Source organism: Streptomyces sp. URMC 129 (assembly GCF_051386415.1).
Classification (GTDB): Bacteria; Actinomycetota; Actinomycetes; order Streptomycetales; family Streptomycetaceae; genus Streptomyces.
Map to the genome: position 1 here is coordinate 1 of NZ_JBPQTQ010000049.1, position 20,057 is coordinate 20,057.

General features: G+C 74.3%; 16 protein-coding genes. 4 read left to right on the forward strand and 12 right to left on the reverse strand.

Features of this window, described 5'->3' with window-relative positions; genetic code table 11:
• From ACSNOC_RS12580 to ACSNOC_RS12590, 3 genes are all read left to right on the forward strand, one after another.
• The coding region (locus ACSNOC_RS12580) for a TerD family protein (RefSeq protein ID WP_436747453.1) at positions 1–691 on the forward strand (691 nt) is incomplete at its 5' end.
• Positions 688–1,485 (forward strand): glutamate racemase, encoded by a 798-nt coding sequence (locus ACSNOC_RS12585; RefSeq protein ID WP_436747454.1) that lies wholly within the window; start codon positions 688–690, stop codon positions 1,483–1,485. The genes ACSNOC_RS12580 and ACSNOC_RS12585, both read left to right, overlap by 4 nt.
• Before the next feature lie 14 nt (positions 1,486–1,499).
• The gene (locus ACSNOC_RS12590; RefSeq protein WP_436747455.1) at positions 1,500–1,994 is read left to right on the forward strand and encodes an NUDIX hydrolase; all 495 of its coding nucleotides are present in this window, start codon (positions 1,500–1,502) and stop codon (positions 1,992–1,994) included.
• Positions 1,995–2,013: 19 nt separating this feature from the next.
• Here the strand turns inward: ACSNOC_RS12590 and ACSNOC_RS12595 are convergent, their stop codons facing one another.
• The 5 genes from ACSNOC_RS12595 to ACSNOC_RS12615 form a co-directional block, all read right to left on the reverse strand.
• Complete coding sequence (locus tag ACSNOC_RS12595) at positions 2,014–2,427, reverse strand: PTS-dependent dihydroxyacetone kinase phosphotransferase subunit DhaM (RefSeq protein ID WP_436747456.1); 414 nt, start codon at positions 2,425–2,427, stop codon at positions 2,014–2,016.
• Positions 2,420–3,028 carry a dihydroxyacetone kinase subunit DhaL gene (dhaL, locus tag ACSNOC_RS12600; RefSeq protein ID WP_436747457.1) on the reverse strand — a complete coding sequence of 203 codons (609 nt, stop codon included), beginning with the start codon at positions 3,026–3,028 and terminating at the stop codon, positions 2,420–2,422. Before dhaL ends, ACSNOC_RS12595 begins: the two co-directional genes overlap by 8 nt.
• 12 nt (positions 3,029–3,040) lie before the next feature.
• Complete coding sequence (dhaK, locus tag ACSNOC_RS12605) at positions 3,041–4,033, reverse strand: dihydroxyacetone kinase subunit DhaK (RefSeq protein WP_436747458.1); 993 nt, start codon at positions 4,031–4,033, stop codon at positions 3,041–3,043.
• A gap of 85 nt (positions 4,034–4,118) precedes the next feature.
• A complete protein-coding gene (locus ACSNOC_RS12610; RefSeq protein ID WP_436747459.1) occupies positions 4,119–5,504 on the reverse strand; it encodes a C45 family autoproteolytic acyltransferase/hydolase in 1,386 nt (461 codons plus the stop codon).
• A 96-nt stretch (positions 5,505–5,600) separates the two neighbouring features.
• Positions 5,601–6,845, reverse strand: a complete 1,245-nt coding sequence (locus ACSNOC_RS12615) for a phosphatidylserine decarboxylase family protein (protein ID WP_436747460.1) — start codon at positions 6,843–6,845, stop codon at positions 5,601–5,603.
• Between the two features lie 275 nt (positions 6,846–7,120).
• Here ACSNOC_RS12615 and ACSNOC_RS12620 point away from each other — a divergent pair, with 275 nt between their 5' ends.
• Positions 7,121–8,581 (forward strand): M20/M25/M40 family metallo-hydrolase, encoded by a 1,461-nt coding sequence (locus tag ACSNOC_RS12620; RefSeq protein WP_436747461.1) that lies wholly within the window; start codon positions 7,121–7,123, stop codon positions 8,579–8,581.
• Between the two features lie 6 nt (positions 8,582–8,587).
• Here the strand turns inward: ACSNOC_RS12620 and ACSNOC_RS12625 are convergent, their stop codons facing one another.
• From ACSNOC_RS12625 to ACSNOC_RS12655, 7 genes are all read right to left on the reverse strand, one after another.
• Positions 8,588–9,610, reverse strand: coding sequence for an agmatine deiminase family protein (locus ACSNOC_RS12625; RefSeq protein WP_436747462.1), 1,023 nt, complete (start codon positions 9,608–9,610; stop codon positions 8,588–8,590).
• Between the two features lie 35 nt (positions 9,611–9,645).
• A complete protein-coding gene (locus tag ACSNOC_RS12630; protein WP_436747463.1) occupies positions 9,646–10,935 on the reverse strand; it encodes a flavin monoamine oxidase family protein in 1,290 nt (429 codons plus the stop codon).
• Between the two features lie 142 nt (positions 10,936–11,077).
• Positions 11,078–12,322 (reverse strand): MFS transporter, encoded by a 1,245-nt coding sequence (locus ACSNOC_RS12635; protein WP_436747464.1) that lies wholly within the window; start codon positions 12,320–12,322, stop codon positions 11,078–11,080.
• Between the two features lie 50 nt (positions 12,323–12,372).
• Positions 12,373–13,917: an FAD-dependent monooxygenase gene (locus ACSNOC_RS12640; RefSeq protein ID WP_436747465.1), complete on the reverse strand. Its 1,545-nt coding sequence runs from the start codon at positions 13,915–13,917 to the stop codon at positions 12,373–12,375.
• Positions 13,918–14,071: 154 nt separating this feature from the next.
• Complete coding sequence (locus ACSNOC_RS12645; protein ID WP_436747466.1) at positions 14,072–15,043, reverse strand: alpha/beta hydrolase; 972 nt, start codon at positions 15,041–15,043, stop codon at positions 14,072–14,074.
• Between the two features lie 179 nt (positions 15,044–15,222).
• Positions 15,223–16,767, reverse strand: coding sequence for an aldehyde dehydrogenase family protein (locus ACSNOC_RS12650; RefSeq protein WP_436747467.1), 1,545 nt, complete (start codon positions 16,765–16,767; stop codon positions 15,223–15,225).
• A gap of 288 nt (positions 16,768–17,055) precedes the next feature.
• Positions 17,056–19,953, reverse strand: a complete 2,898-nt coding sequence (locus tag ACSNOC_RS12655) for a SpoIIE family protein phosphatase (protein ID WP_436747468.1) — start codon at positions 19,951–19,953, stop codon at positions 17,056–17,058.
• Positions 19,954–20,057: the final 104 nt, after the last annotated feature.

The window sequence follows — 20,057 nt, forward strand, 5'->3', positions numbered from 1 at the left end:
GGCGGCTCCCACGGCCCCGGCCGCCCCGCAGGCCCCCGGCGGCCCGGTGCGGCTGAGCAAGATCACGCTCACCAAGGAGTCCCCGCAGATCTCCCTGGCCAAGCAGGGCGCCACCTCGGGCCGGATGCGGGTGAACCTCAACTGGCAGGAGAACGCAGTCCAGAAGCAGGGCGCCTCCGGCTGGCGCGAGCGGCTCGCCAAGGCCGTCTCCGGCGGCCTCGACCTGGACCTGTGCGCCCTGTTCGAGCTGACGGACGGCCGCAAGGGCGTCGTCCAGGCCCTGGGCAACGCCTTCGGCTCGCTGCACCAGCCGCCCTACATCCACCTCGACGGCGACGACCGCACCGGCGCCGTCGCCCAGGGCGAGAACCTCACGGTCAACCTCGACCACACCCGCGACCTCAAGCGCGTCGTCATCTTCGTGACGATCTACTCGGGCGCCAGCAGCTTCCAGGACATCAGCGCCGTGGTCACCCTCACCCCCGAGCAGGGCGCCCCCATCGAGTTCTTCCTCGACGAGTGCACCGTGCCCTCCCCGGTCTGCGTCCTGGCCACGCTCACCAACGAGCGCGGCGAGCTGGTCGTCAACCGCGAGGCCCGCTACCTGATCCCGGAGCGCGGCGTCAGCCCGCAGCGCACCGTCGACTACGCGTACGGCTTCGGCATGCAGTGGACCCCGGGGCGCAAGTGAGGGTCGCGCTCGTCGACTCCGGCATCGGCCTGCTGGCCGCCGCCGCCGCGTTCCGGCGGCTGCGGCCCGACGCCTCGCTCGTCCTGTCCTCCGACCCGGACGGGATGCCCTGGGGCCCGCGCGCCCCCGAGGAGATCGCCGGCCGGGCGCTTCAGTGCGCGCGGGCCGCCGCCGCCGAGCGGCCCGACGCCCTGATCGTCGCCTGCAACACCGCCTCCGTGCACGCGCTGCCCGCGCTCCGCGCCGAGCTGGAGCCCGCCGTGCCGGTGATCGGCACGGTCCCCGCCGTCAAGCCGGCCGCCGCGTCCGGCGCGCCCTTCGCCGTCTGGGCCACCCCGGCCACCACCGGCAGCCCCTACCAGCGGCGGCTGATCCAGGAGTTCGGCGCCGCGGAGCGGGCCACGCCCGTGCCCTGCCACGGGCTCGCCGCGGCCGTCGAGCGCGCCGACGACGCCGCCATCGACGCGGCGGTGAAGGCCGCGGCCGACCTGACCCCGGCCGACACCACGGCCGTGGTGCTCGGCTGCACGCACTACGAGCTGGTCGCCGCCCGGATCCGCGCCCACCTGGTCCGGATGACCGGCGGCCCGGTCACTCTCTACGGCTCCGCCGACGCCGTCGCCGCCCAGACCCTGCGCCGCCTGGCGGCGACCGCCGAGCCCGCCGCCCCCGCCGGCGGCGACCTCACCGTCTACGCCAGCGGCCGGCCGGGCGGCCTCCCGGAGACGGCCCACGCCTACGCCGAGGGCCGCTTCCTCGTGGACGGCCGGAGCCCGACGGGCGCGGCGGGGTAGCGGAGCCCGCCGCCATGGCCATTCCCGACTTCATCAGCGACCTGCGCGACAGCATCGGCCGGCGGCTGCTCTTCCTGCCCGGCGTGAGCGCGGTCGTCCTCGACGACGCCGGCCGTGTCCTGCTGAACCGCCGGGCCGACGACGGCCGCTGGTCGATCATCGGGGGCATCCCCGAGCCGGGGGAGCAGCCCGCGGACACCGCCGTCCGCGAGGTGTACGAGGAGACGGCGGTGCGCTGCGTGCCGGACCGCGTCCTGCTCGTGCAGACCATGGATCCCGTCCGCTACCCCAACGGCGACGCGTGCCAGTTCCTCGACATATGCCTGCGCTGCCGCGCCGTCGGCGGCGAGGCCCGGGTCAACGACGACGAGTCGCTCGACGTCGGCTGGTTCCCCCTCGGCGCCCTGCCGCCGCTGGCCGAGGCCGCGCTCACCAGGATCGGGCTGGCCACCGCGGACCGGACCGCCGCCTGGTTCCAGCCGCCCCGCGAGGTGCCGCCCGCCTGGTGACCCCGCCGGGGGCACCGGCTCACCCCTTCCGGAAGCGGTACGCGTCCCCGGCCGCCGCCGCGACGGCCGCCAGGTCCGCCCCGCCCGAGGCGGCGACCAGCGCGGCCACCGCGCCCTCCAGGAACGGCGCGTCCAGCAGGCGGGTGTCCGGCGGCAGCTCGTCGTCCTCCGCCAGCATGGCCCGCACGGTGAGCACCGCGCTGCCCAGGTCCGCGATCACCGCGACCCCCGCGCCCCGGTCGACCCGGCGCGCCGCGTCCGCGATCAGCTCCGCACTGGTGCCCAGACCGCCGCCGGGCCCGCCGCCCGCCGCCGCCACCGGGGCCGGCTCCCCGCCGCCCCCGGCCAGGGCCACCGCGAGGCGGGCCACGGACTCGGCGACCTCCGCGCTGTGCGACACGAGCACGATCCCCACCGGCCCCCGGTCAGCCATCGGCCGTCGCCGCCTCGGCCAGCGCCCCGAAGAGCAGCGCGGCCGACGCCGCGCCCGGGTCCATGTGCCCGACGCTCCGCTCGCCCAGATAGCTGGCCCGGCCCTTGCGCGCCCGGAGCGGCACCGTGTCCTCCGCGCCGCGCGCCGCCGCCGCCCCGGCCGCCGCGTAGTCGGGCAGCGCCTCGATGGCGGGCCGCACCGCGTCCAGCATCGTCTTGTCGCCCGGCGCGGCACCGCCGAGCTGCGCCACCGCCTCCGTGCCCGTCCGCAGGGCGTCCCGCAGCTCCTCGTCCGTCACCGTCCCGGCGTCGCCCAGCGCCTTGCCCGCGCGCCGCAGCAGCGTCCCGTACAGCGGGCCCGAGGCCCCGCCGACCGTGGAGACCAGGGTCCGCCCCGCCAGCAGCAGCACGGCCCCCGGCGTGCCCGGCGGCTCCTTCGCCAGCGCGGCGGAGACCGCCGTCATGCCGCGCCGCATGTTGGCGCCGTGGTCGGCGTCGCCGATGGCCGAATCCAGCTCGGTCAGCCGGTCGGCGTCGCGCGCGACGGCCTCCGCCGCCGTGGTGAGCCAGCGCCGGACGAATCCGGCGTCCCTCCGCGCCACCTCGTACTCCTCTCAGCGGCCCCACCGCAGCGCCGCCGTGCTCACCGGCGCGTCCCACAGCCGCAGCAGCTCCTCGTCCGCCTGGCACAGCGTCACCGAGGCACCCGCCATGTCGAGCGACGTCACATAGTTGCCGACGAGCGTACGCGCCACCGGGATCCGCCGCTCGCGCAGGACGCGCTGCACCTCCGCGTTGAAGCCGTAGAGCTCCAGCAGCGGGGTGCCGCCCATGCCGTTGACCAGGACGAGCAGCGGCGCGTCCGGGCGCAGGTCCTCCAGCAGCACGTCCACCGCGTAGTCCGCGATCTCGCCCGAGGTCATCATCCGGCGCCGTTCCCGGCCCGGCTCGCCGTGGATGCCGACGCCCAGCTCCAGCTCGCCGGCCGGCAGGTCGAACGTGGGGCTGCCCTTGGCCGGGGTGGTGGGCGCGGCGAGGGCGACGCCGAAGCTGCGCGAGGCGTCCGCGGCGCGCCGGGCGATCGCGGTGACCCCGGCCAGCGGCGCCCCCTCCTCGGCGGCGGCCCCGGCCAGCTTCTCCACGAACAGCGTCCCGCCGGTGCCGCGCCGGCCGGCCGTGTACAGGCTGTCGGTGACCGCCACGTCGTCGCGCACCAGGACCTTGGCGACCTCGATGCCCTCGTCCTCGGCCAGTTCGGCGGCCATGTCGAAGTTGAGCACGTCACCGGTGTAGTTCTTCACGATGAACAGCACGCCCGCGCCGCTGTCCACCGCCGCCGCGGCCCGGACCATCTGGTCCGGAACGGGAGAGGTGAACACCTCGCCGGGGCAGGCGGCGTCGAGCATGCCGGGCCCGACGAAGCCGCCGTGCAGCGGCTCGTGCCCGGACCCGCCGCCCGAGACCAGCCCCACCTTTCCGGCGACGGGCGCGTCGCGGCGCACGATCACCCGGTTCTCGACGTCGACCACGAGGTCGGGGTGCGCGTCGGCCATGCCGCGCAGCGCGTCGGCGACGACCCGCTCCGGAACGTTCATCAGCATCTTCACAGCGGCTGTCCTCCCGGTTCCCGTGTCTCCCGCGGATCTTCAGCGTACGGACCGCGGGGCGGGACGACAGCGGGAACGGGCCGGTTCAGTGCTCGGGGGGAACGAGCGGCGGGAAGGAGGTCCACGGCTGCGAGGGCCGGTCCTTCATCCAGCCGTCCAGCCAGTCGTACTGGCGGTGGCTCTCCAGGAACGGCTTGGTGACGAAGGCACGGCCGCACGAGTTGCCCCAGCGGGCGTCGAAGGTCATGCTCCGCGCCATGTCGCTGTCCATGACCTTGCCGTCGTTGGCGCCGGAAGGGTAGAACGGCCCCCGGCCGTGGTTGCCGAGGCGGGCGTCGTCCAGATCGAGGTGGCCGCAGATCGTCCGCGAACCCGGGGCGTCCTTCTTCTGCAGGACGTCGTGGTGGTCCGCGATGATCTCCTTGGCGCGCTCCACGTCGACCTTGCCGCCGTTCCCGAGCAACTGGTCGAAGCGCACCCGGCGGGCGCCGTTGCCGCGGATGTCCGAGTAGGCGCCGGGGTCCGAGCACTCCTGATTGCGGACCCGGAGATCGGACGCCACGTTGAAGCCGCCGAAGTAGCCGTCCCGCTTCTCCTCGTACCCCTGATGCCTCAGCCCCAGGTCAAGACGCGCGATGGTCCCGCCGTGCGCGTCGCCGACCAGCCAGGTGTTGGCGTAACCGCCGTTGTTTCCCGTGCAGATGATCTCCCGCCACCTGTCCAGGGAGGTGCCGTACTGGGCGGCCTTGCGGGAGCGCAGGAATTCCGGCTTGATGCCCGGTCCCGACACCGGGTCCAGCTTGTAGCTGCCGATCGTGGTCTCGGTGATCATCAGTCCGGCGCTGGTCACCATCCAGTCCATGTTGCTGGTGATGTACCCGGGCGCGGCCTGCATCAGCACGCGATGCCCCTGCCCGGCGGGCGGCTGGATGTCGAGAATGAGGTTGAAGTTGTCCCCCAGGGCGAAGCGGTCCCACGTGTTGTGGGCCATGACGATCTCCCCGTCCTGGGTGGCGGAGCCGGTGGCGATGAAGGCGCTGCACCGCTCCAGCCCGCCCTGCGGCCGGCCGGGCCGGGGCACGGCCGTCTGCCGGGACGTCTGGGGCCACCAGTAACCGACCAGTTCGAGATAACCGTTCCACGCGACCATGACGTCCCTGGTGATCGGGACGCCATAGGGGGTCGTCGATCTGTGGCTCTCCGACCTGACGCCGTCGACGATGCCCTGGATCTCCTCCTCGTATTCGGCTTCGAGCTCACCGAAAGTCTCCCGGGCGCCCTCCCCGAAGAATTCCATGTTCTCGCCCGTGTCCCACCGGGCCAGGTAATCGGCGGTGTCCAGAGCGCTCATGATCTCGTTCGCCAGGGCCCGCCCGTACTGCTCCCCCCGCTCGCGGGGGGAGCCCTCGATCCGCAGATAAGTCCAGCCGTTCGTCTCTATCGGCTCTCCTGCCTTCGTGACGGTACCCATGCGAAACCTCCGGTCGGGGACAGCGAACTGTCCTCCCACCATAAAAGGAGGAGAGCCGGCCCGCTCATCGGCGGCGATACGGGCGCGCGGCGGATTTCAGCGGGCGACCTTCGCGATCTCCTTGTTGAGGAGGATGTTCTTGGCGTCCAGCCCCGGCGTTTCGCCGTGGAAGTTGAACTGCAGATTGACTCCCTTGCGGAACAGCAGACAGTGCGTCGAGCCGCCGTAGTGGAACATGCCCAACTGGTCGCCCTTCTCCACCCGCTGGCCCTGGCTCACCGTGATCTCGCAGGACGAGACCTCCGCCATGCCGACGAAGACGGCGCACATGAGCCCGATGTCCGGCTCGTCGGCCTCGATGAAGATCAGCCCCCGGGTGGCGACCTGGGGAATGTATCCCTGCGACTCGTTCGGGGAGGCGGGGTCGTCCGTGATGGCCGGGGTCGCCGAATAATAGGTGCCGTCGATGACGCGCGTTTCGCGGACGGTGCCGGTGACCGGGCTGTGCCAGCGGTGATAGCTGAGGGCACTCAGGAACGCCTGGTAGACCGTGCCGCCCACGAATTGCGCGGTGTGCCGGGAATTGTCGAGCATGTGCGCCAGCGAGTACGGCTGGCCCTTGATCCAGAAGCGGTTGCGGAGCTGCACGCCGTGGTGCACGCGGTAGGGCGCGGACTCGCAGGCGTTGACCACGGAGTCCTTGCCTCCCTCGACGGGCCGTCTGCCCGGCCGGAAGCGCCGGGTGAAGAAGTCGTCCCAGGAGCGGAACCCCCAGTGCTCCTGGGACGGGTCGCAGACGAACGCGTCGGTGAACTCCTCGCCCCTGAGGGCCTCCTTCATGGCCTTCAGGGCGTCGCGCCCGAGCCATCCCGTCTGGGGATCCTCGTTCAGCACGTACGCCGAGGCGGGCGACGCCAGGTAGCCCGCCCAGGAGTTCAGCATTTTCTTGAACTGCGCGTTCACCCGCTTGTTCAGGAACGCGGCGAATCCCGCGTGGGTGGCCATCGGCCAGTTGAGGATCGCGTTGATGGGGAAGCCCACGAGAGCGGTGGCGTCGAAGATCGGGGCCGTGGTCATGATGTGGCTGAAGAGATGCAGCATGGTGTCGACCGAGTCGACCACCGGCTTTCCGTTCTGCCTCGCCTGCCACAGCATTCCCTCGAACAGCATGTAGACCTCGGGGTCGTTGAGGTAGAGCTGCCTGAACTCCTCGACGACCGGGTGCAGGGGCGGCCGGCCGGCCGCCTCCACTTCGGCGAGGCGATCGCGCAGCCAGTCCTCGATGACCGCCTGGTCCGAAGGCAGCCATGCGCCGACGCTGTAGGGAACCTGGATGTCCATTCTCGCTCCTTGATCGGGGCCGTCCGGGGGACGGCGTGAATCCGGCGGACGCCAGCGTCGCACAGCGGCCTCCGCCCGCCGCGCGCTCTTTTCCGCCTGTCGGGGCGGTAACGTTTTTTCTCCCGGATTCCCCGAATTCTCCGATCGGCCGGATGGCGCACCCGGGAGGCCGGGGCATCCGGCCTGCCCTAGATTCGAGGCGGGTTGGCGGCCGGTCGTCAGGATCCGCCCCCCGTATTCCCCTCCTTTTCCCCGCGGAAGGAAAGTGCCCGCATATGGACATGACGCAGATGTACACCGATGGCCAGGATCTGGCAGGCAAGGTCAAGGGCCTCATGAAGGACATCACCGCCGACCTCGAAGAGCTGGTGAAGATCCCTTCCGTGTTCAGCCCGGACGACCTCGGGCCGGTCAAGCAGGCCGCCGAGAAGTGCAAGGCCCTGCTGGTGAACGCGGGTCTCACCAACACCGTGCTGAAGGACATCGGAGACCCGAAGAAGAACGCCCCGCTGGTCTACGGCACGTACACGTGCGAAGGCGCGCCGGCCGGTACGCCCACGGTGATGCTCTACGCGCACTACGACGTGGTGGAGGCGGGGGGCTGGAAGGACGCCTTCCGTCCCGAGAAGAAGGACGGCCGCCTGTACGGCCGGGGTGCCGCCGACGACAAGTCCGGGGTCATGATGCACGTAGGCGCCTTCCGGGCGTTCGGCGGCAAGCCGCCGGTGCACGTGACGGTCGTGATGGAGGGCGAGGAGGAGTGCTGCGACACGCTGGAGAAGTACGTCGCCGAGCACCCCGAGGAGTTCCGCGCCGACGTCATCGTCGTCGCGGACACCGGCAACTACCGGCTCGGTGAGCCGACGTTCACCACGGCGCTGCGCGGCATCGTGGACATGGACGTCACCGTCACCACCCTGACCTCCCCCGTCCACAGCGGCATGTACGGCGGCCCGGTCCCGGACGCCTTCATGGTGCTGGCGGGCATGCTGGCGCGGCTCCACGACGACCGGGGGGACGTCGCCGTTCCCCATCTGTGCCGGTACGAGTGGACCGGCCGGCAGCCCGACGAGGCGCAGTTCCGCGCGGAGGCGGGCATGAAGGACGGCGTGACGCTGATGGGCACGGGCACGCTCGGCAGCCGCCTCTACACCAAGCCCGCCGTCAACGTGACCGGACTCGACGGCCCGGCGCCGATGAAGGCGCCCATCAACCAGCTCCTGCCGACCGCGAAGGCCCGCCTCAGCCTGCGGATCGCCCCCAGGGAGAAGCCCGGGGACGCCGCCGCCCGCCTCCAGGAATTCCTGGAGAGCCGGGACATCAACCCGTGGAACGCCCTGGTGAGCGTGGAGCCCGTCGCCCCCGGCGAGGGCTTCGAGGCGGACCTCAGCAAGCCCGGGTACGCGGTGGCCAGGAAGGCGATGGAACGGGCCTACCCGGGCAAGCAGGTCCAGTACACGGGGCAGGGCGGCGCCGTGCCCCTCGTCAGCCGGCTCCAGAAGGCGAACCCGGACGCGACGATGCTGCTGATGGGGGCCCAGGAACCCCTGTGCAGGATCCACTCGGCCCCCGAGAGCGTGAGCCTGACCGAGCTGGAGTCGATCACCCTGGCCGAGTGCTACCTGCTGGACTCCCTCCGCGCGTCGGCGGACGCGACCGGAGCGATGGCCGCGGACGGCGCCGCCGTCCTGGCGGCGGCCACCGCTCCGGTCGCGCGGGCCACGTGTCTGACATGAGGCGGCTCACAGCCGCGTGACGTCCGGCTGCTGCTGGGTGATGCAGTGCGCGCCGCCGCCCCGGGCGAACAGGGGGCGGGCGTCGATCTCGACGATGTTCCGCCCGGGGTAGACGTCGGCCAGGATGTCCCGCGCCTCCTTGTCGACCGGGTCGTCGAAGCAGCAGGCGATGACGGCCCCCTCGCAGACCACGTGGTTGACGTAGCTGTAGTCGACCCAGCCCTCGTCGTCGCGCACGACCGCAGGCGCGGGCAGCGGGATCACGGTGAGCCCCTCCTTCTCCAGTGCCCTCCTGGTGTACCGCGAGACCTCGTAGTCGGGGTGGTCGGCGTCACGCTGGTCGTGCATGAGGACCTGGCCGGGGGCGGGGAAGGCGGCGAGGATGTCGATGTGCCCGCGTGTGCCGAACCGCCCGTAGTCCCGGGTGAGTCCGCGCGGCAGCCAGATCACCCGCTCCGCCCCGACGGTCCGCCGCAGCTCCGCCTCGACCCGCTCCCGGGTCCATCCCGGGTTGCGGCCGGGATCGAGCAGCACGGTCTCGGTGACCAGGAACGTGCCCTCCCCGTCGGTGTGCAGGCCGCCGCCCTCGGCCACCATGGTCGTCGGGACGACCACCGTGTCCGCGAGGGCGGCGACGGTGCGGCCGACGAGGGCGTCGGCGTCCCAGCTCGCCCACTCCTGCGCGCCCCATCCGTTGAACACCCAGTCCACCGCGGCCAGTTGCCGCTCCGGTCCGGTGCTGACGACGAAGGTCGGCCCGATGTCCCGCATCCACGCGTCGTTCAGGCGGGTGACGTGGAGCTCGACCCTGCTGTCGAGGAGGGCCGTGGCGTGCGGGCGCTCTCCTTCGGTGACGAGCACGGAGACCGGCTGGTGGTCGACGATGGCGTTGGCGACGGAGGCCCAGGCCCGGCGGGCGGTCTCCGCCTCGCCCGGGTCGTCGCCGAGCGTGTAACCCCCGGGTGGCCAGGCCATCCAGGTCCGTGCCTGCGGGGCGGTCTCGGGCGGCATCCGCCAGCGGTTCTCCATCGCGTTCTCCGTTCGTCGTCCTCGAAGGATCCGGGTCAGACGCCGGGCGCCCCCGCCCCGGCGGGCTGCCGGGTCGCGGCGGCGACGGCGCGGGCCGCGCGGCGACCGCTGAGCAGCGCGCCGTGCACGGTCTGGTGACAGGTGGAGTGGGTGGCCTCCCCGGCGAAGTGCAGGCGTCCCGCGACGGGCGCCGCCAGGGTGTCCCGGTCGTCGGGCGAGGCGCCGGGCGGGGTGACGGAGTACGAGCCCAGGGCGTGACGGTCCACCGTCCAGCGGCTGTTCTGGATCGCCACCGGGCTCTCGGCCGCCTCGCCGAACCACCGGCGCAGCACCGCCGTCGCCTGCCCGGCGATGGCGCGGTCGCTCAGCGCCTCGACGTCGCGGCCGGCGGGGCCGCCGTTGAGGCTGAGCAGCACGGGGGCGCCGTCGTGGACGCGGGCGAAGCTGTACCACTCGGACCAGACGTTGTCGTCCGTGCCGAGATAGGCGTGGGTGAGGACGTCGTCGTCCCAGAAGACGCGGGGGAAGCGGAACCAGGTCTTGGACAGCACCCCCATCCGCAGCCGGTCGATGACCTCCTCCTTCTCGGGCGGCAGCCCGGGGGAGAAGGTGAGGGAGCCGCTGCGCAGGACGCCGAGCGGCACGGTCACGATGACGTTCCGGCAGGACAGCCGGGTGCCCTGGCCGGTGTGGACCGTGACGCCGGTGTCGTCGTGGGAGATGTGGGTGACCTCCTGGCCGTACCGGATGTCGAGGCCCGCGGCCAGGCGCCGGAACATCTCCTCGAAGCCGCCGGGGAAGATCTCCTGCTCGCCCAGGAACACGGCATCGCTGTACCAGCGGTGGGACAGCTCGCGCGGGCCCGCGCCGAACTCGTTCTCGAAGTGCTGCCACAGGAAGTAGCGCACGCCCCGGCGGTGGGTGTCCGTCCAGCGGGGGGCGTCCGGCAGCGACCCGTCGCGGTCGAAGCGGGCCACGATCTCCTCGGCGTGCTCGCGCATGCGGGCCTGCTCGGCCTCCGGCACCGGTGCTCCCGCCGGGTCGTGGAGGATCCGCGAGTCCAGGTCCGTGACGACGGTCGGGAGCCGGAACCGGTCGCGCAGTTCGGTGAGCGGATTGCCCCGCGTGCCGTGGATCCACGAGGCGCCCAGGTCCACGGGGATGCCCGCCCAGTCGGTGCTGGTGTGCACCCGCCCGCCGACGCGGTCCCTGGCCTCCAGCACCACGACGTCGCCGCCGGTGTCGGCCAGCAGCCGCGCGGCGGCGAGCCCGGCGGCGCCCGCCCCGACGACGATCGTGCGCCGCGTACCGTCCATCGCGTCCATGACGTCCGTCCCTCGCTCCGGGGTGGCCCCGCGCGGGTCACGGGGGGTGTCCGACCAGTCTCGGACACATCACGGCACGGCGCATGACGGAGGGCGGAGGGCGTCGGGCGCAGGGCGTCGGGCGTCGGGGCCGCGCCCGGGGTCAGGGCACGGGCGGTGCCCCGCCGCCCGCGCCGCCGGACGGGGCCGCCGGGGCGGGGCCCATGCGGCGGGGGAGGAGGGCGACGAGGGCGGCGCCGAGGACGGCGGGGATCATGAAGGCGTAGAACCCGGCCTTGTGGGAGCTGGACAGGTCGGTCGCGAAGGCCACGTAGGTCGGGCCGATGATGGCGCCCGCGCGGCCCACGCCCAGGCAGACGCCCAGTGCCGTGCCGCGCAGGCGGGGCGGGAAGAAAGCGCTCATGCAGGCGATCAGCATGTTCTGACCGCCCAGCGACCCGAGCCCCGCCACGGCCGACATGACCAGCAGCAGCCCGCGCTCCTGCGGCGTGCTCAGCGCGAACAGCGCGCACGCCGCCAGCACGAAGCACCCCAGGGTGACGGCCTTGAGGTGGCCGCGGTCGGCCACCAGCGCGAGCCCCATCACGCCCAGGCTGGCCCCGATGGTGAACGCGATGGAGAACTCCAGCGACGACTTCAGGTCGTAGCCGGACCGGAGCATCACCGTCGGCAGCCAGGCGGTCGTGGAGAACAGCAGCGCCAGGCTCATGAACGACGCGGCGCAGAAGAGCAGGGTGCCGCGCCGGCGGGCGGGGCCGAACAGCTCGCCCACCGGCACCCGGCCGGGACCGGCCCCGGCCGTCTCGGCCCGCGCGGGCACCGCGCGCCAGATCAGCGGGACGGTCAGCAGGGGCAGGGCGCCGATCAGGAACAGCCGCTGGAACGGGGTCTCGGGCAGCAGCAGCCGGCCGAGCAGGGCGCAGCCCGTTCCGCCGACGCCGATCGCGCCCATGGCCACGGCCAGGTGCAGCGCCCGGCGGCCCTTCGGGGCGGCGCCGGCCACGTACGCGCCGACCACGGGGGCCAGCGCGCCGATGCCGATGCCGGTGCCGAACCGGGCGGCGCCGAACAGGCCGAGGCCGGGGGCGAGCCCCGCCAGCAGCATGCACACGGAGACCCAGGCGACCGAGGCGGCCATCGGCGCGCGGTGACCCCAGCGGTCGGCGGCCCAGCCCGCGAGGAGGGAGCCCACCGGCATGCCCGCCGCGGTGAGGCTGCCGAGCGTCCCGAGCGTTCCGGGGGAGACGTCCCAGTCCGGGTGGTGGAGCAGCGAGGGGCCCACGGTGCCGAGCACGAACAGGTCGTAGCCGTCGACGAAAAACACGAGGAACGCCAGGGGCAGGGCGCTCCGCCGCGTCGCGGGGGCGGGCCGGGTGGGGTGGGTCACGGTCTGTTCCTCGATCAGGGTGGTTCGCGCCGGCCGGGGATCGGCGGCGGTCAGTGCGGGTGGCCGGTGACGCGGCGCAGGACGGCGCGGGCGGTCCGCCCGTCGTCACCGTGCCAGGCCACGTGCTGGTCGGGACGGACCAGCGCCAGCGGGCCCAGGGGCGGGGGAACGCGGAGGCCGGCGACCGTCAGCGGGACGCCCAGCTCGCGGGCGGCGACGGCGAAGTCCCGGGCGGCGGGCGCGGCCGGGTCGCCGAGGAGGGTGAAGCCGCGTCCGAGGTGGGCGTAGAGGGAGTCGCCGGGTGCGAGCCAGCGGTGCGGCAGCCGCCGGCCCGGACCCGTGGCCACCACGGGGGAGTCCTCGTAGGCGTAGTCCAGGACGAGGCCGAGGCTGTGGAACTCGCCGTCCTTGGTGCGGTGCACCGCCTCCGCGACCGCCGGCCTGGCCGCGGCGAACTCCTCGTCGGTGCCGGTGAGCCGCGGGTCGGACAGCTCGGGGGCCAGGGTCGCCATGTTCCGCGCGGCCTCCTCGATGGTCCGGGCGGCTATCGGGCGGCGCTCCGCCTCGTAGCTGTCGAGCAGCGTGGCGGGCGCCCAGCCGCTCAGCACCGCGGCGAGCTTCCAGCCGAGGTTGACGGCGTCCCCGATGCCGGTGTTGAAGCCGTGTCCGCCCCAGGGCGGGTTCTGGTGGGCGGCGTCCCCGGCGAGGAAGATCCGGCCCCGGGCGTACCGGTCGGCCAGCAGCATCCGCGCCTGCCACGGGTCGGTGGCCAGGATCCGGGCGTCGATGCCGGTACCCACCAGCTCGCGCACCAGCCTCAGCGGGTCGGCCTCGCCGGCGGCCCGGTCGACGCCCTGGGCGATGCACCACCAGGCGTCCGCCAGGTCCAGCCGCCCGAGCACGCCGGGACGCGCCGGGTCGAGGACCCAGTAGTGCACGGCGGGCCCGTGCGGGACCCGCTCGGCCAGGCCGGGTGCGCGGAAGACGATGTTGACGTTGGGGCGGGCGTCGTCGGAGCCCTCGTACCGGGCGCCGATGGCGTCACGGGTCACGCCGCGCCCGCCGTCGCAGCCGACCGCGTACGCCGCCCGGACCTCCCGCGCCGCCCCGTCCGGTCCGGCGAGCGAGGCGGTGACGCCGCCGGGGTCCTGGCGCAGCCCCGTCACCTGCCAGCCCGTCAGCAGCGAGGCGTGCGGCGAGGCGGCGACCGCCTCCCGCAGCACCTCCTCGACCAGCGGCTGCGGCGCCTGCTGGCCCGGCTCGGCGGCCCGGTCGGAGCCGGTGAGGTCCAGGCCGAAGCAGCCGGAGACGCGGGTGATCTCGCGCCCGAGGAGGCTGGTGGCGAAGACGGCCTCGTCGGACCACCCGACGGCCAGGGGCGCCCGGTCGCGGACGGCGGCGGCGAGGTTCCAGCGGGCGAACAGCTCCATGGTGCGGGCCGACACCGTCTTGGCCCGGGGCCGCAGCCACGACACGGCGGCGCGCGGCTCCACGACGAGGGAGCCGATGCCGTGGTGCGCCAGTTCCAGCGCGGTCGCGAGCCCGACCGGCCCGCCGCCGGCGATGAGGACGGGTACGGAGTCGTCGGAGTGCATGGCGGGCCTTTCGGGGGCGGACGCGAATTGACCATGATGATTATGCGGATACCGTCCGGGTGGGGGAAGAGGTGGGGGCGGGTTTTCCGCCGCTGCATGTCGCGAGCATGACAATCTCCGACGCGCGGGTGGCGACGCCGGGGGGCGGGGGCGCTCAGGCCGCGCCGGGCTGGGGCGTGCGGCGGGTGCCGAGCACCCCGGACACGAAGCCGGCGATCTCGTCCAGGGCGGCGCGGCTCTCCGGGAGGGCGTGGGCGAGCACCGGGAAGGCGTGCACCTGCCCCTGCCACACCTGCAGGGTGTGCGGGACGCCCGCGGCGGCGAGCCGTTCCGCCATCAGCTCCGCGTCGTGCCGCAGGACTTCGTCCTCGGCGCACTGGATGAGGACCGGCGGGAAGCCGGACAGGTCGGCGTTGACGGGCGACCGGAGCGGATCGATCGCCGCGCCCTTCGGGGTGCCGGTGCACAGGCGGCCGACGCGGGCCAGCCGCCGGGCCGGGATGAACACGTCGCGGCGGGCGTTGGGGTGCGCCTGCTGGGCGTCGCTCGCGAAGTCCAGCCAGGGCGACAGCCCCACGACGCCCGCGGGCCGGCCCAGTCCGGCGCGCCGGGTTTCGAGCGCCACGGCGAACGCGAGATGGCCGCCGGCCGAGTCGCCCAGGCAGACGATGGACCCGGCGTCGGTGCCCCGCGCGGTCAGCCAGCGGAACGCGTCGGTCGCGTCGGCGAGCGACGCGTCCAGGCCGCCCTCGGGGAGCTGCCGGTAGTCCACGGAGAGCACGGGCAGCCCGGTGCGCAGCGCCAGCCGCTCGACCACGCGCCGGTGCGTCGCCAGCCCGCAGAAGACGAAGGCCCCGCCGTGCAGATACAGCAGGGCGCCGTGCGTGGCGTCCGCGCCGCCGCGCGGGGCGACGAGCTCGCCCCGCCAGGTCCCGCCGTCCACGCGCCGCATCTCGGTGGCGCGCAGCCGGGGAACGGGCCGCATGACGAGATCCACCACGGGCATCAGCCGGGACAGCGGGCCGCGCAGCGGCCACCAGGCCAGCGTGGTCCTGACGAAGACCCGGCAGGCGACGCGGATCAGCGCGGCCCGGACACCCCGGCCCCCCGGACGGTACTCGGCCATGTGCACCCTCCCCTGCCGCGCGCCGCCGTGGGCCGCGAGACGCCCGCACCGACCGGCACGGACGTTCGACGGACAGTCTGTCCTCACCCGTCCGGCGGAGCAATGGTGTTCTCGCTCACGCGGACGCCGTTCCCGCCGCGCGTCGCGGCGGGAACGGCGTCGTCGCGCGGGCCGGGCCCCTACGCGGGCATGAGCTGGTAGTCCGGGAAGTTGCCCGGCGGGCGCTCGTCGGCCGGGCCCCGGGTGACGGCCTTCACGAGCAGCTCGCCGCCGACGAAGGCGCCGCGCCAGGAGGCGCCGAAGCCGCCGAAGAGCTCGTCGCGGTCGCCGCGCGAACGAGGCTTGCCCAGGCCGATCTTGAAGGCGCGGACCTCGGATGCCAGCCGCCTGGCGGTCCGCTCGTCGTCGCAGGAGAGGGTGGCGACGAGGGCACCGTTGCTGGCGTTCATCGCGGCCAGCAGCTCGGCCTCCGTGTCGACCAGCACGATGGTGTCGACCGGGCCGAACGGCTCGGCGTGGTGCAGGGGCGAGCTGGGCGGCGGGCCCAGCAGGGTCACCGGCGGCAGGTAGGCGGAGGTGTCCTGGCCCGCGAGGAAGTGGCCGTCGGCCAGGCTGCCGCGGTGCAGCGGTATCGCGCCGCGGTCGACGGCCTCGGCGACCAGGTCGCCCAGCTCCTTGGCCTTGGCGGCGCTGATGAGCGGGCCGAAGTCCAGCTCGGGCAGCGGGTCGCCCGGCGCGGCCACGGCCAGCGGGTGGCCGATCCGCACCGAGCGCACGGCCGGCAGGTAGGCGGCGAGGAAGGAGTCGAAGAGGGAGCGCTGGACGACGAATCGCGGGTAGGCGGTGCACCGCTGCTTGCCGTAGTCGAACAGCTTGGGGATGACGGCCGAGAGCGCGTCCCAGTCCGAGAACTCCCACACGCCCCAGCAGTTGAGGCCCTCCTGCTCCAGGATGTGCGGCTTGCCGAGGTCCGCCACGGCGGTGGCGACGCGGGCGCCGGTGTCCCGGCCGCCGACGAACGACACGCAGCCGATCTCCGGGGAGCGCACCAGCGGCTCGGACAGCTCGCCGCCGCTGCCGCTGACCAGCGTGACGGGGACGCCCTCGCGGTGGATGAGGGCGCAGGCCAGCGTCAGGCAGGCCAGGCCGCCGCCGGTGGGGGTCTTGGCGATCACCGCGTTCCCCGCCAGGGCCTGCACCAGCATGGCGTGGACCAGGACGCTCATCGGGTAGTTCCAGCTCGCGATGTTGCTGACCGGGCCGTCCAGCGGCACCCGGTCCGCGACCATCGGCTCGATGCCGTCGACGTACCAGCGCACGCCGTCGATGGCGCGGTCCACGTCCGCGCGGGCCAGCCGCCAGGGTTTGCCGATCTCCCAGACCAGCAGCAGGGCGAGCAGGTCGCGGTGTTCGGTCAGGGCGTCCAGCGCGGCGGCGACCCGGGCTCTTCGCTCGGCGAGGGGCACGTGCCGCCAGGCGCGGTGCTGGTCGAGACAGGCCCGGACGGCCTGCCGGGCGGTCCCGGCGTCCAGCCGGGGCGGGCCGACGATGGGGCTGCCGTCGACGGGGGAGGCGGCGGGCAGGGTGAGGCCGCCGGCCTGCCAGCCGCCGTTCCGGAGATTGAGGACGTGGTCGTCGCGGAACGCCTCGGGCGCGACGGCCAGGCAGCGCTGCCAGGCGTCGGCCCACGCGGTTCCGGGTTTCAGGGCGAGGGAGGGTGGCATCGGACGGCTCCGTTCTGGTGGCACGGGACGGGCGGGACCAGCGGTGACGCGGTACGACGGCGGGCGGGGCGGGGGTGGCGCGGACACCCTGGGCAGGGCGTCCGGGCCGGGGAACGGCCCCCGGACGCGGCCACACCGTCGTGGGCCCCGCCCGAGCCGCCCGGCCGCGGCGGCGCGGGAGCGCCGTCGCCGCCGGGGACGACTCGGGGGAGAACTTCCCGCCCGGGCCCCCGGGCTAACGGTTTCCGGCGTGACGACGGTGACGGCGCGGGGATCCCGCCTTGCCGGTCATCTCTGCTCCGTCGCGGACAGCGGCAGCGGCTGTTCCGTCCAGATCGACTTGCCGGTGTGCGTGTAGCGGGCTCCCCACCTGCGGGTCATCGCGGCGACCAGCTGCAGGCCGCGCCCGCTCTCGTCCATCACGGAGGTGTGGCGGATCCGCGGCGTTGCCTCGCTGCCGTCGGAGACCTCGCAGGTCAGGACCGAACTGCGCAGCAGCCGCAGCCGGATCGGGCCGGTGGCGTGCCGGATGACGTTGCCGACCAGCTCGCTGGCCACCAGCTCCGTCGTCGTCACCAGCTCCTGGAGACCCCAGGTCGCGAGCTGGGTGCGGACGTGGGCGCGGGCCTGGCCGGCGGCGGCCGGCTCCTCGGGGAGGTCCCAGGCGGCGATGTCGCGCTCGGGCAGCCGGTGGGTGCGCAGCGCCAGCACGGCGGCGTCGTCCCGGGGGTGCCGGCCCATCGGGGGCAGGGCCGTGGTCAGGCGGTCGCACAGATGCTCCAGCCAGCCGGCCTCGTCCCGGCGGGCGGTGGCGGACGGCGGGGGAGGGGCGGCGGCGTAGTCGGTCAGCAGGGCGGCGAGCCGGGCCATCCCGGCGTCCAGGTCGGAGTCCGGGGTGCCGATCAGGCCGTCCGTGTACAGCACCAGCAGACTCCCCTCCGCGAGCGTCAGCTCCCGGGCCTCGAAGGCCAGGTGCGCGGTGCCCAGGGGCGGGCCGCCGGGCAGGTCCGCGAAGCGGGCCCGCCCGTCCGGTCCGACGATCGCGGGCGGCGGATGGCCGGCCGAGGCCAGCGAGCAGATGCCGGTGGTGGGGTCGTAGATGGCGTACAGGCAGGTGGCGTACACGTCCCCGCCGAGGCCGACGACGATGTCGTTCAGGTGCGCGAGCAGCTCGTCGGGCTCGTACTCCAGCGCCGTCAGCGTGGCCACGGCGGTGCGCAGCCGGCCCATCGTCATGGCCTCGTGCAGGCCGTGCCCCATCACGTCCCCGATGACGACGGCGACGCGGTCCGCCGACAGCGGGATGGTGTCGTACCAGTCGCCGCCCACGTCCGCGTGGTACCCGGCCGGCCGGTAGCGGGCGGCGGCCGTCAGGGCCGGGAGCGACGGCAGCACGTGCGGCAGCAGGGCGCGCTGGAGCTGCTGGGCCCGGCTGTGCTCCGTGTCGTACAGCCGGGCCCGCTCCAGCGCCTGGGCCACCAGGCCGCTCAGGGCGGTCAGCAGGCTGCTCTCGTCGTCGGAGAAGCGCCGCGGCCGGTCGTAGGAGATGACGCAGCCCCCGATGGGCCGCCCGGAGGCGATCAGCGGCAGCACGGCCCAGGCGTGCTTGTCGCCGCTCTCGACCAGCGGCTCCAGGTCCGGGAAGGCGCGGGCGAACTCCTCGCGCGAGCCGAGGAAGCGGGGCGAGTCGCTGGCCATGACGCGGAGCCTGCTCTCCTCGCTGAACAGCCTCAGCCGCTCGGGGTACTCCGGCGGGTAGCCCACCGCGCCCACCAGGTGCGGGTGCCCGTTGACCAGCGTGTGCACCAGCACGCCGCTCGCGCCGAACGGCGGCAGCACGTGGTCGGCGACCGCCTGCGCCACGTCCCGCGCGGTCAGCGCCTGCGCCAGGGCACCGGTCAGGGCCTCGATCCGGCGGGTGCGCTCGGCCGCCGCCCGCTCCGCGCGCCGCTCCGCCGTCACGTCCGCGACGGCCACCGCCAGGTGCGGCGCGACCGGCACCAGGCGGAAGCGGTACCAGACGTCGTCCCGCGCCACGTGCGCGTCGAACATCACCGGGGCGTCGGTCTCCAGGGCCCGCTCGAAGCGCTCCTTCAGCCCCACGTCGCCCAGCCCCGGCAGCGCCTCCCACGGCACGCGCCCGGTCAGCGCGACCGGCTCCCGGGAGGACAGCCGCTCCGCCCGCTGGTTGGCGTAGAGCACCCGCCAGTCGGTGCCGTCCACCACGAAGAAGGCGTCGGGCATGTGGTTCAGCACCCGGCTGACGGACCGGTCCTTCGCCCGCTCGGCGGTGGTGTCCCAGGCCGTGCCGGACACCTCCAGCGGGGTGCCGTCCGGGGCGTACGTGGTCTGGCCGCGCACCTCGACCCAGCCGACGAGGCCGTCCTCGGCCACCAACCGGTACTCGGCCGCGAACGGGTCCCCGGTCTCGATCGCCCGCTCGGCGGCCTCCAGCACCCCGGGCAGGTCGTCCGGGTGGATCCGCTCCAGCCAGCTCCGCATGCGGTCGTCCCACCGGTTCGCCACGTGCGTGGCGCGCAGCATGTCCCTGGCCGCCTCGTCCAACCGCAGTGTTCCGGTCCGCAGGTCCCAGCGCCACGTCCCGACCCGGACCGCGTGCACCGCCTCCCGCAGCCGCGAGCCCGAGGGCTCCTGCCACCAGGGCGGCGGCACCCGGACCTTCCCCGGCCGGATCCGCCGCAGCCGCTCGCCCACCACGGCCGCCAGCTCGCCCACGAACCGCCGCCGGTCCCCGTCCGGCACCGCCATCGCCAGCACGGACAGCACGCCCGCCGGCCCCCGCGCCCCCGGCAGCGGAACGGCCAGCACCCCGGTCACCCCGTCCGGCGTCCGGGTCCCGGCGGGCAGGGCGGGGGCGTCGCGGGGCAGCCACACCGCCTCCGCGGCCCGCGCGGCCCGCGCGGGCGCGGTGTCCTCGTCCGGCTCCAGCCGCTCCCACTGCTGGGCGACGTCCCGGGGCAGACCGCCGGCCGCGGCCAGCCGCAGCGAGCCGTCCTCCGCGTCGATCAGATGCGCCAGGCCGCCCAGGCCGCCCATGGCCGCGACCGCCTGGTGCAGCGCCAGCCGCAGCAGCTCCGTCTCCCGGGGGGCGTCGTCCGTCACGGTGAACAGCCGCAGCCGCTCGCCGTCCGCCGCACCGCCCGGGTCAGCCTCGACGGCTTCCATCAGCAGTCATCCGTGCACCCGTCACCCGTGATCTCCCTGGGCCCGGACCCCTCGCGACACGTGTGGCGAAAGGTCGCCTTCGCCCAGGTTAGCCACCGGGGCGG